The following is a 14,317-nucleotide window of genomic DNA, read 5'->3' as shown; positions in this document are numbered from 1 at the left end:
AGGCGTGGACTCAGCCGTCCAGGCGCACCAGCCAGCCATGGGGATCGGGCAGGCGCCCGTACTGGATGTCGGTCAGCTCCTTGCGCAGGGCCATGGTGACCTGGCCAGCCTCGGCATCCGGGTTGCCCACCGCAAAGCCCTCGCCCTTCAACTCCCCGATCGGGGTGACCACCGCGGCCGTGCCGCAGGCGAACACCTCGGCGATCTCGCCTGACGCCACACCCTGCTTCCACTCGTCGATGGACATCTTGCGCTCCTGCACGGTCATGCCGCGATCGCGCGCCAGCTGGAGGATGCTCGAGCGCGTGATGCCCTCCAGGATGCTGCCGGACAGCGCCGGGGTCACCAGCGTGCCGTCCTGGTAGACCAGGAACACATTCATGCCCCCAAGTTCCTCGATGTACTTGCCCTCGACCGGGTCCAGGAACAGGACCTGCGAACAGCCCTTCGACTGGGCGATGGTCTGCGGCAGCAGCGAGGCGGCGTAGTTGCCGCCGCACTTGGCCGCGCCGGTACCGCCCTTGCCGGCACGCGCGTAATCGGTGGACAGCCAGATCGACACCGGCGCCACGCCCTTGGCGAAATAGGGACCGGCCGGGCTGGCGATCACGTAGTAGGTCGCCTTCTGCGCGGCACGCACGCCTAGGAACGCCTCGTCGGCGATCATGAAGGGACGGAAGTACAGGCTGGTTTCCGGTGCCGAGGGCACCCAGTGCGCGTCCACGGAGATCAGCTGGCGCAGCGACTCCACGAACAGGTCCACCGGCAGCTCCGGCAGCGCCAGGCGCTTGGCCGAGCGCTGCAGGCGCGCGCCGTTGGCCTGCGGACGGAAGGTCCAGATCGAGCCGTCGGCGTGGCGGTAGGCCTTGATGCCCTCGAAGATTTCCTGGCCGTAGTGCAGGACCGAGGCCGCGGGATCGAGCGAGAGCGGGCCGTAGGGCCGCACCTGCGCGTCATGCCAGCCATGGTCACGGTCCCAGGTGATGGCGACCATGTGGTCGGTGAACCGGGTACCGAAACCCGGCGCGGAAAGGATCTGGTCACGTTCAGCGGCGCTGCGCGCATGGCCGGAACGCTGGACGGAAAAAACCGTGGACGACGAAGACATGGAGCGCTACCTGCTCGGAAACAAAACCCCGCAAGGATAGCGCCCGCAAGAGGACGATTCACGCTGCCCCGCGTCGTTTCCAGCGCAACCAACAGGCCCCGGCCACGCCGGGGCCTGCGACTCACACCACCACGATCAGTAACGCCCGCGCACGGTCACCCCGGAGAAGGTCGAGTACGCCTTGATCCGGATGTAGTACGTCCCCGCGCTGGGGTTGGAGAAGGTGCAGGTTTCGCTGTTGCCGGACCTGTAGGGCCGGCAGTCGTAGGAGGTGTCGGTCGGCGCGCTGCCGGCCTTCACGTACAGGTCCGCATCGCCGGTGCCGCCGGAGATGTAGAAGCGCACGCTGCTGGTCCCCGACGGCACCTGCATCGTGTAGTTCAAAGAATCGCCCCGGCTGGCCGCCAGGCCGGACACCGGAACGTCGTTCTCCAGGACCGTGCCCGAGCCGCCGTCGTCACCGCCGCCCTCGCAGCTCACACCCACCGCCGCGAAGGCCGCGGTCACGTCATCGGCATCGTGCCCAAGGTCTTCGGCCGCCGTTTCCACACCGCACGCACCATCATCGTAGTCCGTGCTGGAGGTCCAGTAATCCGAATTGGCCTTGGCGAAGGTCTGGAATGCCGTCTTGGTCGTCCAGCCCGAGGTGGTCGCCAACGTGTAGAAGGCCTTGTTGTAGACCCCCGACGAGTAGTGGACGTCTAGCCCGCTGTAGTAATCATCGGCATTGTCGATGGAGCTGCCGTCGGCGGTGGGATCCTCCATGTAGCGCAGCGCGCCGCTGCCCTTGAAGATCTGCGCGCCCACCTCGAAGTCGTTACTCCCGTTCATGAAGTACTCGGCCGCCTCGCCGGCCATGTCCGAGAACGCCTCGTTGATGCCGCCGGACTGACCGGAGTAGGTCAGGTCGGAGTTCTGCTCGGTGAAGCCGTGGGCGATCTCGTGCGAGGACACGTCCAGCGCCACCAGGGGATAGAACGTGCTGCCGCCATCGCCGAAGGTCATCCCGGTGCCGTCCCAGAACGCGTTCTGGTAGTTGCTGCTGTAGTGCACGCGCATCTGCAGTTGGAAGGTCAGCGGCGCCTGGCCGACATAGTCGTTGAACATGTCGAACACCACGCCACCGAAGTAGTGCGCGTCGTTGAGCGGCGAGTAGGCGCCGTTGATCTGCTTGACCGTATTACGCGGGCAGCTGTACGAGAACGCGGTGCTGCCGCTGGTCCCGCCATTGAGGTTGACCGTCTTGACGTTGGTGTTGTTCATCGTGCACGTCGAGCCGCTCTGGCTGACGTCCAGATAGCCGAAGTCGGTGCCGTACTCGTACTGCCCCGTCTTGGCGTTGCCCCCCGGCCCGGTCCCGACCTCGGCATGGGTCAAGGCATCCCACTGCTTGAGCACGCGGCCGGTCTGCGCATCGAGGATGACCATCGGGCGACTGGGATCGCCACCGGTCGGGCTGTCGGCGAAGAAGCTCACCACATAGGCCACGTGCGCCCTGCCGGCCTCGTCGACGAAGATCATCTTCTCGCTCTTCTCGCGCTCGATCTTCTGGGTCAGGGCCTGCTTGCCCAGCGCCCGAGTCTTTGCCGCTGCCAGAGCCTGCGCGCCGCTGAGACGGACTGACGCGTTGAGCGGGATCTCGCTGGCTAGGCCATCGATGCGGCGCCCGAACAACGTGCGCACGTTGCCGTCCTTGTCCTCGCCGACCACGATCTGCTCGCCGAACACGGGCAGCCCGTCGTAGACCTGCTGATAGCGATAGTGCTTGGCACCGCTGCGATCGGTGCGTGACCGGACCAGCTTGAGCGTGGAGCGCGGATCGAGCCCGACCAGTTCGGCATGGCGCTCGGCCAGGGCCGGCACCGCGCCCAGCCGCTGTACGGCAGCGGCGTACTGCGCCTGGAGTTGGGTCACGTCCTGCTTGTTGAGGTTGGTGCGCGTGGCCGCCTGGGCGGAGGCGGCACACACGGCGATGGCCAGCGGGCTGAGCCACAGGGCAATGGAACGTCCTTTGTTTTGCATCACGTTTGCGATCTCCCTCAATGGGTTTTCCAGGGACAGTGGCAGGGACCTGCCGCCGCCCCACTGGGTGGCAGGCGGCCAGGGATGGCCGCCAGGGCAAGACCGGCTGCTTGGTGCAGGCCGCAGTCCTCCCGCGCGCAATGAGCCCCCCTGTACGCAAGACCGGGCATGTGCACGCAACTCGTCAGTGGTTGTCTTACAGCGCGACAAAAGCGCTTCAGTCCGCACCGGGTGACCGATGCGGCCGCAGGCCTCATGGAAATCGGGAGCCGCCTGCATCGCCGGAGGAAAGCCACCATGGCCGTCCTTGGTTGTCCGCACGATACGGTGTGGTGTCGCCGACCTCCTGTCAGGACCGATGCGGTGCTACTGGTGCGTGTCGCGACGCATGAATCCGATAGCCAAGGGAGGGCCAGAGGCCGCATCCCGAATGGGTGGTGCGCAGCGAGTCAACCACGGTTCATGGACGCGCGACACAGCGCTTGTCATCGAAAGTGCCGATCTGGGACTGCCCTCGCAGCGCGAAGTCCAAAGCCATCCCATGCAAACGTATCGCGTCATGCCGCATCGACACGCTCCTTCCGTTCGCTTCACGCTGCCGCTGCGGCGCGAGGCGGCATTGATGGAACGATGCGCACAAAAAAGCCCGCGGGATTGGCGGGCTTTCCGGGGCATCACATCATGCCGGTCTCGAGGCGCGCGGCCTCGGACATCATCGTCTGGTTCCAGGGCGGATCGAACACCAGTTCCACATCCGCCTCGGCGATGGTCGGGATCATCTCCAGCTTGCTGCGCACGTCGTCGACCAGGATCTCGCCCATCCCGCAGCCCGGCGCGGTCAACGTCATCTTGACCGCGACCTGGCGCTGGCCATCGTCGCGGTGGTCCAAGTCCACCTCGTAGATCAGCCCCAGGTCGACGATGTTGAACGGGATCTCCGGGTCGAAGCAGGTCCGCAGCTGCGACCAGACCAACTGCTCGACCTGGTCGTCGCCGGCATCCTCGGCCAGTTCCAACGGCGCAGCCGGCTCCTTGCCCAGTGCATCGGCGTCCTGGCCGGCGATACGGAACAGGTTGCCCTCCACGAAGACGGTGTAGCTGCCGCCCAGGGCCTGGGTGATATAGCCATAAGTGCCGGCCGGTAGGGTGACCGTCTCGCCCGCGGGCACCATGACGGCGGCGCAATCGCGCTCGAACTGGACCGGTTCGCTGCTGCTTGAGTACATGTGGATCAGGTGGGGACGACGGGGACGCCAGGCAAGCGCCCATTCTACCGGGCTGGGGTGCCAGCGCCGGGCCGCTGGCACCCCACAGCGTTGCAGTGGTCCATCGACCTGCCGCCGGCGAGAAGGGCCGGGACGGTATCCTTGTTCGATTGTCCCTGCGCCACTGCCGATGCCATCGACCTCCGCCCCGCGTTTCCCGCCCCTGACCGCACTGTTCCTGTTCCTGCTGCTGGGGCTGCTCCAGACCATGACCTGGATGGGCCTGTCGGTCTACCTGGGCGGACAGTGCAGTTGGATGGCCCTGGTCCTCGGCCTGACCTCGGCCTTGGCCCTGCGCCTGGGGGGCATGCCCGCCGGCGGCGCGCGCATGCTGTGGGCCGCCGCGCTGACCGCGCTGGGCGCGGTCTGGGCCAGTTGGGGCATCGTGGTGCTGCAGATGGCCATCTCGATGGGCGTGCGCCCGGATGAATCAGCCCTCAAGCTTGGCGGACACTTGGCCTGGACCCTTATCCAGCTCGCCAACCGCCCGCTGGACTGGCTGCTGCTGGCCGCCGGGGTGATCGGCGCGGCCATCGCCTCGCGCTGAAACGGGCCGCTGGTCGCGCAAGCGGCTCAGTGGCCGCCGTCCAGGGCCTTGAGTTCGCTCACCAGCGCGCTGGCCACCTCCGCGCCATCGCCATAGAGCATGCGCGTGTTGTCGGCATAGAACAGCGCATTCTCGATCCCGGCAAAGCCAGTGCCCTTGCCGCGCTTGATCACGATGGTGTTCTTGGAATCCACCACGTCCAGGATCGGCATGCCATAGATCGGGCTGGCCGGGTCGGTCTTGGCCACCGGATTGACCACGTCGTTGGCACCGATCACCAGCGACACGTCGGTGTTGGCGAATTCGGGGTTGATGTCGTCCATGTCGGCGATCAGGTCATAGGGCACGCCGGCCTCGGCCAGCAGCACGTTCATGTGGCCGGGCATGCGGCCGGCGACCGGATGGATGGCGAACTTCACCTTCACCCCGCGCTCGATCAGGCGCTGGGCCAGCTCCCAGATCTTGTGCTGGGCCTGGGCCACGGCCATGCCGTAACCCGGCACGATCACCACGCGCTCGGCGAAGGCCATCATCGCGGCGACATCGCCGGCCTCGATCGGCTTCTGGCTGCCGGTGATCTCCTGCGCCGCACCACCACCGCCGAAATTGGAGAACAGCACGCCGGTGACCGGACGATTCATCGCCTTGGCCATCAGGCGGGTGAGCAGAATGCCTGCCGCGCCCACCATCATGCCGGCGATGATCAGCGCCTCGTTGCCCAGCACGTAGCCTTCGAACGAGACCGCCAAGCCGGTGAACGCGTTGTACAGCGAGATCACCACCGGCATGTCCGCACCGCCGATCGGCAGCGTCATCAGCACGCCCAGCGCCAGGGCGACGATGAAGAACGCCACGATCGCGATCGGGTTGAGCGACACCGCCGCCCAGATGCCCAGCACGACCACCGCCACCGCCACGCCCAGGTTGAACAATTGCTGGCCGGGAAAGGTCACGCGCTTGTCCAGGCGCCCGTCCAGCTTGGCCCAGGCGATCACCGAGCCGGACAGCGACACCGCGCCGATGGCCGAGCCGATCACGGCCAGGGCCAAGGTCGTCGTACCCGGCGCGCGGGCGGCCAGTTCGGCGATCGCGGCCTCGCTCCAGTTGCTGGTATCGCGGTTGAGGATGAAGGCGTAGCGCAGCAGCTCTACCGCACCGATGGCGGCGGCCGAGCCGCCGCCCATGCCGTTGTACAGCGCCACCATCTGCGGCATGTCGGTGATGGCGACCTTCTTGGCCGACACCCAGGCCGCACCGACGCCAATGACGATCGCCGCCAGGATCAGCGGGATGTTGTGCAGCTCGGGCAGGAAGAACGTGGCGACGGTCGCCACCAGCATGCCGGTGCCGGCCCAACGGATGCCGCTGCGCGCGGTCATCGGCGAGGCCATGCGCTGCAGGCCCAGCAGGAACAGGGTGGCGGCCACCAGGTAGCTTGCACTCACCACCCAGTCCAGCAGTTGCACGGTGGTGAGGTTCACTTGGGCGCCTCCGGCTTCTTCTTGCTGGACTTGAACATGTCCAGCATCCGCTCGGTCACCACGTAGCCACCGGCCGCGTTGCCCGCGCCGAGCAGCACCGCCAGGAAGCCCAGAACCTTCTCCAGCGTGGTGTCGGCATGGCCCAGCACCACCATCGCACCGATCAGCACGATGCCGTGGATGAAGTTGGATCCGGACATCAGCGGCGTGTGCAGGATCACCGGCACGCGCGAGATGATGACGTGGCCGGCGATGGCCGCCAGCATGAAGATGTACAGCGCTACGAAACCGTCGCTCATGGACCGAGTTCCCCTTGGATAGCCGACTGAAGGCCGCGGCGGCATCATAACCGTGGGCTGACTGGCTTGAGGCCCTCGTCAACCCGAGGTGTGCTGGCGCGTTTGCACTGGCATTCCCCCTGCCATGGCTAAGCTGTGCTGGTGAGTCCGCTCCTCTCCGATCCCCCCGATTCCACGGCACCGGCGGCCGAGTGTCTGCCCGCGTCGCTGGAGGCCTTCCTGGCTGGCATCTCCACGCGCGCCTACCGCTTTGCGGAGGCTGGCCTGCGCAGTCGCGAGGACGCATTGGATGCCGTGCAGGATGCGATGATGAAGATGCTGGGCTATGCAGACCGCCCGGCGACCGAGTGGACGCCGCTGTTCTGGAGCATCCTGCGCCGGCGCATCATCGACCTGCAACGGCGCGGCAGCTTCCGCCTGCGCTGGCTGCTGCCCTCCAGCGAGCGCAGCGAGGATGCGCTGGCCGAATGGGCCGACCAGGGGCCGGGGCCCTCCCTCCAGCACGAGCAGCGCGAGGGCTACACCCGCCTGGTCCAGGCCCTGCGCACGCTGCCCGCCCGGCAGCGCGAGGCCTTTACCCTGCGGGTCCTGGAGGAACTGGACGTCGCCGATACCGCCCGGGTGATGGGGTGCTCGGAAGGCTCGGTCAAGACCCACCTGTCGCGTGCCCGCGACGCCTTGCAGAAACAACTGGAGGACCTACGGTGAAGTCCATGCAGCAATTCGACCAGGACATGCGGCAACTGCATGCAGCGTCGCTCGGGGCCATCCCACCGCAGACCCTTGCCCGGCTGCGCGCCGCACGCCAGGCCCAGGCCCGTCCCCGGCGCGCGCGCGCCGCGGCCTGGCTGGGCGCGAGCGCGTGCACCGCCGTGCTGGCGGTGGTCGCCGTGACCCACCTGATGCCGGTGAGACAGGCCACGCCCGTGACCACCCCGGCGGTGGCGACCGTGCAGGCCTCCGAAGACTTCGTCAGCACCACGGACGTGCTTGACCAGAATCCCGACCTGTATGTCTGGCTGGGCTCGGATGCCTCGCTGGCACTGGAATGAGCCCCATGCGCGCCCTGCTCCGCTCCGTTCTCCTGCTCGCCCTGGCCACCTCGGCCGGCCTGGCCGGTGCGCAGGACCACCGTCCACCGCCGCCACCTCCGCCTCCGCCGGGGCCTGCTGACCGGACCGAATGGCCTGACTGGCAGCACCTGACCCAGGCCCAGCGCGAGGTCCTGGTGGAACAGCTGCGCGAACGCTGGGACAGCGATCCCGGCCGGCGTGGCCGGATGATGTCCCACGCCCAGCGCTGGCACGACATGGGCCCCGAGCAACGCGAGAAGGCCCGCCGTGGGGTGCAGCGCTACGAGCGGATGACCCCGCAGCAGCGCGAGGAAGCCCGCGCGTTGTTCGATCACATGCGCGGACTGCCGCCCGAGCAGCGCAAGGCCTTGCGCGAGGACTGGAAGAAGATGACGCCGCAACAGCGGCGCGACTGGGTCCGTGCGCACCCGCCCGAGCGCGACGACGACCCGGACTGAGCCAGGCGACGCCGCAGGCAGGATCAGATGGCCGCGTCGGCCTGCCAGCGGGTCTTGGCCAGCAGTTCGTCTTCCCAGTCGAAGGCCAGTGCACCGTCCTTGAGGAACAGCGACACGAAGTTGTAGACGTTGCGCGCGTACATCTCGCTGGCGTGGACCGCGCCCATGCTCGCCAGATTCAGCGGTCCTGCCACGGTCACCCCGTTGTCCGAGGTGATCGTCTGGCCGGGCACGGTCAGCTCGCAGTTGCCTCCGGTCTCGGCGGCCAGATCGACGATGACGCTGCCGGGCTTCATGCCCGCCACCATCGCGGCAGTGATGATCTTCGGCGCCGGGCGGCCCGGCACGGCGGCGGTGCACACGATGGTGTCCACGCCCTTGAGGTGTTCGGCCAGGCGCCGCTGCTGCTCGGCGCGCTCGGCGTCGGTCAGCTGGCGCGCGTAACCGCCCTCGCCCGCCGCGCTCACGCCCAGGTCCAGGAACTTGCCGCCCAGCGACTCGATCTGCTCACGCGTTTCCGGACGCACGTCGAAGCCCTCCACCTGCGCGCCCAGGCGCTTGGCAGTGGCCACCGCCTGCAGGCCGGCCACGCCGGCACCCACGATCAGCACCTTGGACGGGCGGATCGTGCCGGCCGCGGTGGTCAGCATCGGGAAAAAGCGCGGGGTCAGTTCGGCGGCGATCAACACCGCCTTGTAGCCGGCCATGCCGGCCTGCGAGCTGAGCACGTCCATGGCCTGCGCGCGTGTCGTGCGCGGCAGGCGCTCCAGCGGGAAGATCACCGCACCGCTGGCCTGCAGCGCCTGGGTACGGGCGGCGTCGGCCTGTGGCTGCAGCGTGCCCACCAGCACGGTGCCGGCCGGGTAACCCGCCAGCACGTCGGTGCCCGGGCATTGCACGCACAGCACCACGCCTGCGACGGGCGCGGACGCCGGCACGATGTCCGCGCCGGCGTCCAGGTAGGCCTGATCGGTAAAGCCCGCGGCCAGGCCCGCACCGGCTTCGACATGGACCGCGGCGCCCGCGGCCACCAGCTTCTTGACGGTCTCCGGCACGGCTGCCACGCGGCGCTCGCCCGTTACGGTTTCCCGCACCACCCGTACTTCGACCGTCATCGCCGCACCGCCCGTCACTCTAGGAGCGGCGATGCTAGCAAAGGCGAACGGCGGCAGACGCTGCTGGGTTGAGCGGAACCCCGCCTCAGGCGTCGGCGGGCGCCCGGCTCACGCCGTCCAGGCGATCGATCACGCCCTGCATGGCGCTGTCGAAGGCGTCTTCATGGCGATGACGCCGCAGGCGTCCCAGGCGCACCATGACCGCCAGTTCTTCGGGCGAAGCCACGCAAAAACGCACGCCGCGGCGGTTGACGAACAACAGGCGCGAGGAAATCGGGCTGACCCAGGACAGCTTGCCGGCCTGGACCTTGTTGTCCTTGTCCACGAAATCCAGCCAGGTGCCGATCGGCAGGCCACGGAAATGCTCGGCGTCTGCGCTGTCGAAATCCAGCGCATCGGTGCCGCCAATCAGCTCTAAGTTGGGCGATTGCGCCGCGGCGGCCTGCGCGGCCGGCTCGGCCACGGGCGGCAGGTCAGGCAGCGCGCGCTCCAGGTCCGGGCGCGAGACCGACACCGCCTGCAGCGTGTCGTGCAGCGCATCGATCGCCGAACCGGCGGCCTCGCCGCCCATGCCGACGCTGCTGAAGACCTTGATCAGCCCATGGCGCCATTCCTGCAACCACGGTTTGCCGACGATCTGCGCCTGCGCCTCGGACAGCTCCTGCAGGACCCCGTCGGCCAGGGCCAGTGCACTGGCGGCCATCTGGCTGTCCTCGCCCTCGCGCAGCAGGGCCATGGTCAGGTGGTGGGCCCACGGCTGGCGCAGGAAGTCTTCAATGGTCTGCGGCACACGCCGCCCTTCCAGGCGCTTGGCCAACTCCGTCGCGGCGCGGGCACGCGCGGCTTCCAGGCGCTCCTGACCGCGCTGCAGTTCGGTGGCGCGGCGCTCGGCGATTTCGATCCGACGCTTGTGCTGGCCCAGGAAGTCGCGGAATTCCTCTTCCAGGGTCAGGAAGATCGCCAGGTTTTCGTTGAACTCGGCCACCAGCCGCTCGACGACCTCCTCGACCTTGGCCATCAGCACCCGCTCGGCGGCGCTCTCGCCGGTGTTGCCCTCGCAGGCCTCGGCCAGCACGTTGAGCAGGCGCCGCGCCGGATGGGTCTTCTGCACGAACATGCGCCGGTCCAGCAACGCGACCTTGACGAAGGGCACCACCAGCTTGCCCATCAACTCGCGCGAATGGACCTCCAGGTCGCGCTCGTCGAGCATCACGTCGAACAGCATGCCGACCAGATCGATGGCGTCCTCGTCGGCCTGCGACAGGCGCGTGGTACCGGGTTCCACACCCAGCTGGGACGCGTTGTGGATGACCTCGCTCTTCAGACGCTGGGCCAGCGATTCGCTGCTGGTGCCCACCGCCGCGCCCTGCAGGGTCGCGCTGGGCGTGGTCTGCAGCATGGACAGGACCGACAGCATCTCGCGCTTGGACAGCGAGCGGGCGTCGCCGACCGGCGCATCGAATGCCTCGTCCAGGGCCCCGTTGCCGGCGGCGCTGCGACTGCCGCTGGCGCCCCGATGGCTACGGGACTCCTGCAGCAAATGATGCAGTGCCTCAAGCAGCACACCCTGCGCGTGCGGCCCGCCGGCTGCGTCCGCATCACCAGCGCCGGCATGACCCATCATGCCGGGCATGGCGCCGCCACTGCTCGACAGGCGCTCTGCAAAACGCGCCATCCAGGCCGGCATCGCGGCCTCGTCATTGAAGGCGGCTTCGGTATCCCCCACGGACCGTGCCTCGACGGTTTCCAGGCCCGGGATCTGGGTGGAATCGGGCTGCGGCGTCGGCCGCCGCGGGACCACCCGCCGATTGGACGGCAGCTCGGCGATCACGCCGGCCTGCTGCAACATCTGGTCCAGCGCCTCATAGACGCGGGCCAGCTGCGGCACCAGCTCGCGCTCACCGAGCTTGATCACCGTCAGCCGGACTTCCAGGGCGAAGTCACAGCCAGAGAACGCCTCGTGCAAGGCCACGCCCACATGCTCGGGACCGATCGGGTTGTGATCGGCGTCCAGGTCGGTGACCCCGGCGATGAGCGCCAGGCGTCGATCGAGGCGGGCCAGGACCTGCTTGCAGTCGCGGCCGACGACGCTGGCGAGATTGCGCGCGGCCAGCCGCGACTCCAGTTCGGTTTCCGACACCAGGCTCAGTCCGCCGGCACCGGGATCGGTCAGGGCCGTATCGACCGACAGGGGCTTACCTTCTTCCAGCGAGCGCCAGGCCTTCTCCAGATGCTGACGAAAGCGCGCGACCGAAGGCTCACGCTGGCGGCGTAGCTCACGCATGCCATCCAGGTAGGCCATCTGCACGGGACCGGCCCGCTCGGCGCGGTCGAACAGGGCATCGTCGAACGAGCCCAGCGATTCGCCGAACGCGGTGACCAGTGCAGGCAGCACCAGCGCACGCGCCTGTTCGAGCAGGCGCGGATTGCGACCAGAACCGTGATGGATGTCGGCAAATGGGGACATACGGGCGAAGGCGTCCGTCGATAGCGCAGCGTGAGGAAATGCGGCCCCTGTACCGCGATTTCATCGTAGTGAATCGCCATCGCGCTGAACCGTGATGCAATTGGCAATCCACCTTCAGCTTAAAGCAAAAAGGTCTCTCCCCATCGACTCAGTGCTCCAGCTGGTCGATCGCGCCCTGCATGGCGCTGTAGAAGGCATCCTCGTGACGATGCATGCGCACCCGGTCCAGATGGGCCATGGCCGACAGTTCATCGGCCGATGCCACGCACATCCGGCCGCCACGCCGGTCCACGAACATCAGCCGCGCCGAGATCGGGCTGACCCAGCTGAGCTTGCCAGGACGCACGCTGCCGTCGCGGGACACGAAGTCCAGCCACGTTCCCAGCGGCATGTGCCGGAAATAGTCCGCCGTCACCTCGTCGACCTCGGTCGGCGGCGTCGGTTCTTCCCAGGCCACCGGCACCGGCGCCTCGGGCTGGGCGGTCGGCAACGGACGAGGCAGCGGTGGCAGTTCGGCCAGCACGCTCTCGTCGTGCTGCGCCTGGCCGGCCAGCGCGTCGCGCAGGGCCTGGCGCGCCGCCGCTGCGTCAGCCGCGCTCAGTCCCAGGTTGTCGAGCAGCTTGGACAAGGAGGGCTGCAACTGCTCCAGCCATGGGCGGGCCTGGCCATGCACCCGGGCCAGGTCCAGTTCCTCCAGCAACGCGTCGGCCAGCGCCAGGGCGTCGGACAGGTCCGCCGCGCCACTCTCCCCGCGCAAGACCGTCATGCCGACATACGGCGCCCAGTAGCGCGACAGGAAGTCCTCGATGGCGGCCGGCAGATGCCGCCCCTGGGTGCGGGCGCTCACCGCGCCATCGGCGAACCGACGCGCCTCGTCGCGACGTTCCTGGGCGCGATGCATCTCGGTGGCGCGGCGCTCGGCGATCTCCACCCGACGACGATAGTTGCCGAAGGCGGTGGCGAAGGACTGCAGCAGCGCGGCGAACACCTCGGTGTGCTCGGCGAAATCGCTGACGATCCGGTCGAGCGTGCGATCGAACTCGGCGCGCAGCTGCTTTTCCGCCGCCTCGTCGCCGGCCAGGCATTCGGCCGCATCGGCCAGCAGATTGAGCAGGCGCCGCGGTGGATCGTTCTCGCGCAGGAACAGCTCCGGCCCGATCAGGGCGACCTTGGCGTAGGGCACCAGCAGGCGCAGCATCGACGCGCGCAGCGCGCCCTGCAGATGGCATTCGTCGAGCATGACCTCGAACAGCATCGCCACCAGGTCCAGGGTGTCTTCATCGACCGGGTCCAGCCGCACGCGCGCAGGATCGATGCCGAGCTTGGCCCCGGTCGCCAGGATGTCGTGTTTCAGCTGCTGCGGCAGCCGCGCCGTCGAGGGCGCCGTGGACGGCGAGGGCATGGACTGCATCAGCGACAGCACCGAGAGCAGTTCGCGCTGGGACAAGGCACGACGCGGGTCGGCGCGTCCGGCAGGCGACTCGCCGCGCGAACGCTGCAGCAGGGCATGCAGTTCCGAGGGCAGGATTTCCTTGGTCGTTCGCGCGTGCTCGGCGCCCGCGGCCGCGGCCGGCGAGGCGGCGGGGGGCTGCCACTGGGCGAAGAAGCGCGCGATCCAGTCCGGCGCCTCGTCCTGGTCGGCGGCGTCCTGGCCCGAGAGGTAGCGCGCATTGGGGATGCGCCGAAGGGTCCGGGGCTTGAGCAGCGCTTCTTCCGAGGCCCGCACGACCTGCACCAGGCGGCGCTCCAGGCCCGCGTAGAGCGTGCCCAGCCGTTCCTGCAGTTCGGCTTCGCAGATGCGGATGATCGCCAGGCGCGCCGGCGGTGCCAGGACCAGCTCCTCAAGGGCATCGAACAGGCCCGCCCCGATGTGATGGGGACCGAACGGCAGCGTGTCGTCCCCCAGCTTCAGCCCGCCGGCCAGCAGACCGACGTAGCGGTTGACTCGCATCAGCTCTGGGCGCCAGCGGTGGGCGATGGCATCGGCCATGCGCCGGATCGCCAGGCGCACCTCCATGTCCTGGTAGCTGAGCAGGCCCAGCTTGGCAGCGCCGTCCTCGTCCAGGTCGATCTCGGCGAGCTTGTATTCCACCGACAGCGGACGGCCGAGCTCCAGCAGCTGCCAGGCGTTGACCAAGTGCGCCCGGAACCGGGACAGGCTGCGCTCGCGGCGTCGGCGGACCTCGTGCTTGGCTTCGATCAGATCGATCGAGGCCGCGCCGTCGCGGCCGGCAGATTCGTCCAGGCCCGTGGGCAAGGTGTCATAGACGGCCTGGAAGATTTCGCCCGCCGGCACGATCGCCAACAGCCGCACATGCTCGAGCAGCGCGGCGTTACGGTCGTTTTTTGCGTCCTGGGCGTATGTACTGGCCATGCCGAGACACCAAGCCCCCCCTTGAGTGCCTGAATCGAGTGGAAGATACGGAGGGATATGTGTGACTAGCGTTCACATCCCACCCGATCTGCTTATCACTCAAAAAGC

The 14,317-nt window shown here is 68.1% G+C and carries 12 protein-coding genes; 4 read left to right on the top strand and 8 right to left on the bottom strand.

The window, feature by feature from the left end:
* Positions 1 to 10: 10 nt before the first annotated feature.
* From PJ250_RS11890 to sufT, 3 genes are all read right to left on the bottom strand, one after another.
* Positions 11 to 1,108 (bottom strand): branched-chain amino acid aminotransferase, encoded by a 1,098-nt coding sequence (locus PJ250_RS11890; RefSeq protein ID WP_271644767.1) that lies wholly within the window; start codon positions 1,106 to 1,108, stop codon positions 11 to 13.
* Positions 1,109 to 1,243: 135 nt separating this feature from the next.
* A complete protein-coding gene (locus PJ250_RS11885; RefSeq protein ID WP_333909481.1) occupies positions 1,244 to 3,133 on the bottom strand; it encodes a M4 family metallopeptidase in 1,890 nt (629 codons plus the stop codon).
* A 671-nt stretch (positions 3,134 to 3,804) separates the two neighbouring features.
* Positions 3,805 to 4,356, bottom strand: coding sequence for a putative Fe-S cluster assembly protein SufT (gene sufT / locus PJ250_RS11880; RefSeq protein WP_271644766.1), 552 nt, complete (start codon positions 4,354 to 4,356; stop codon positions 3,805 to 3,807).
* 169 nt (positions 4,357 to 4,525) lie between these two features.
* On the opposite strand from sufT, the gene PJ250_RS11875 reads away from it, so the two are divergent.
* Positions 4,526 to 4,942, top strand: coding sequence for a hypothetical protein (locus PJ250_RS11875; protein ID WP_271644764.1), 417 nt, complete (start codon positions 4,526 to 4,528; stop codon positions 4,940 to 4,942).
* A 26-nt stretch (positions 4,943 to 4,968) separates the two neighbouring features.
* On the opposite strand, the gene PJ250_RS11870 is transcribed toward PJ250_RS11875, so the two are convergent.
* Together PJ250_RS11870 and PJ250_RS11865 are read right to left on the bottom strand one after the other, a co-directional pair.
* The gene (locus tag PJ250_RS11870) at positions 4,969 to 6,423 is read right to left on the bottom strand and encodes an NAD(P)(+) transhydrogenase (Re/Si-specific) subunit beta (RefSeq protein WP_271644763.1); all 1,455 of its coding nucleotides are present in this window, start codon (positions 6,421 to 6,423) and stop codon (positions 4,969 to 4,971) included.
* Positions 6,420 to 6,722, bottom strand: coding sequence for an NAD(P) transhydrogenase subunit alpha part 2 (locus PJ250_RS11865; RefSeq protein WP_271644762.1), 303 nt, complete (start codon positions 6,720 to 6,722; stop codon positions 6,420 to 6,422). The genes PJ250_RS11870 and PJ250_RS11865 overlap by 4 nt, the downstream gene beginning before the upstream one ends.
* A 195-nt stretch (positions 6,723 to 6,917) precedes the next feature.
* Between PJ250_RS11865 and PJ250_RS11860 the strand changes: the two genes are divergently transcribed.
* Genes PJ250_RS11860 through PJ250_RS11850 form a run of 3 tightly spaced genes read left to right on the top strand, consistent with a single transcriptional unit; the run spans position 6,918 to position 8,253 of the window.
* Positions 6,918 to 7,430 carry an RNA polymerase sigma factor gene (locus PJ250_RS11860; protein ID WP_271648613.1) on the top strand — a complete coding sequence of 171 codons (513 nt, stop codon included), beginning with the start codon at positions 6,918 to 6,920 and terminating at the stop codon, positions 7,428 to 7,430.
* A 5-nt stretch (positions 7,431 to 7,435) separates the two neighbouring features.
* Positions 7,436 to 7,774, top strand: a complete 339-nt coding sequence (locus PJ250_RS11855; RefSeq protein ID WP_271644761.1) for a hypothetical protein — start codon at positions 7,436 to 7,438, stop codon at positions 7,772 to 7,774.
* A complete protein-coding gene (locus tag PJ250_RS11850; RefSeq protein ID WP_271644760.1) occupies positions 7,771 to 8,253 on the top strand; it encodes a DUF3106 domain-containing protein in 483 nt (160 codons plus the stop codon). The genes PJ250_RS11855 and PJ250_RS11850 overlap by 4 nt, the downstream gene beginning before the upstream one ends.
* Before the next feature lie 23 nt (positions 8,254 to 8,276).
* Here PJ250_RS11850 and PJ250_RS11845 read toward each other — a convergent pair whose 3' ends face one another.
* The 3 genes from PJ250_RS11845 to PJ250_RS11835 all read right to left on the bottom strand — a co-directional run bounded on the left by PJ250_RS11845 (position 8,277) and on the right by PJ250_RS11835 (position 14,209).
* Positions 8,277 to 9,368, bottom strand: a complete 1,092-nt coding sequence (locus PJ250_RS11845; protein WP_271644759.1) for an NAD(P) transhydrogenase subunit alpha — start codon at positions 9,366 to 9,368, stop codon at positions 8,277 to 8,279.
* Between the two features lie 85 nt (positions 9,369 to 9,453).
* Positions 9,454 to 11,835, bottom strand: coding sequence for a PacR family protein (locus tag PJ250_RS11840; RefSeq protein ID WP_271644758.1), 2,382 nt, complete (start codon positions 11,833 to 11,835; stop codon positions 9,454 to 9,456).
* 148 nt (positions 11,836 to 11,983) lie between these two features.
* Positions 11,984 to 14,209, bottom strand: coding sequence for a DUF1631 family protein (locus PJ250_RS11835; protein WP_271644757.1), 2,226 nt, complete (start codon positions 14,207 to 14,209; stop codon positions 11,984 to 11,986).
* Positions 14,210 to 14,317 lie beyond the last annotated feature (108 nt).

It is taken from the genome of Pseudoxanthomonas sp. JBR18 (assembly GCF_028198165.1).
In the GTDB taxonomy this organism is placed as follows: domain Bacteria; phylum Pseudomonadota; class Gammaproteobacteria; order Xanthomonadales; family Xanthomonadaceae; genus Pseudoxanthomonas_A.
Note: the sequence above shows the minus strand (reverse complement) of the source record. Positions and strands in the feature narration are given on the sequence as shown.

Excerpts from the sequence above, each read along its gene's own strand:
- PJ250_RS11890 (WP_271644767.1), bottom strand. The coding sequence starts at position 1,108 with ATGTCTTCGTCGTCCACGGTTTTTTCCGTCCAGCGTTCCGGCCATGCG.
- sufT (WP_271644766.1), bottom strand. The coding sequence starts at position 4,356 with ATGTACTCAAGCAGCAGCGAACCGGTCCAGTTCGAGCGCGATTGCGCC.
- PJ250_RS11875 (WP_271644764.1), top strand. The coding sequence starts at position 4,526 with ATGCCATCGACCTCCGCCCCGCGTTTCCCGCCCCTGACCGCACTGTTC.
- PJ250_RS11865 (WP_271644762.1), bottom strand. The coding sequence starts at position 6,722 with ATGAGCGACGGTTTCGTAGCGCTGTACATCTTCATGCTGGCGGCCATC.
- PJ250_RS11855 (WP_271644761.1), top strand. The coding sequence starts at position 7,436 with ATGCAGCAATTCGACCAGGACATGCGGCAACTGCATGCAGCGTCGCTC.
- PJ250_RS11850 (WP_271644760.1), top strand. The coding sequence starts at position 7,771 with ATGAGCCCCATGCGCGCCCTGCTCCGCTCCGTTCTCCTGCTCGCCCTG.
- PJ250_RS11845 (WP_271644759.1), bottom strand. The coding sequence starts at position 9,368 with ATGACGGTCGAAGTACGGGTGGTGCGGGAAACCGTAACGGGCGAGCGC.
- PJ250_RS11840 (WP_271644758.1), bottom strand. The coding sequence starts at position 11,835 with ATGTCCCCATTTGCCGACATCCATCACGGTTCTGGTCGCAATCCGCGC.
- PJ250_RS11835 (WP_271644757.1), bottom strand. The coding sequence starts at position 14,209 with ATGGCCAGTACATACGCCCAGGACGCAAAAAACGACCGTAACGCCGCG.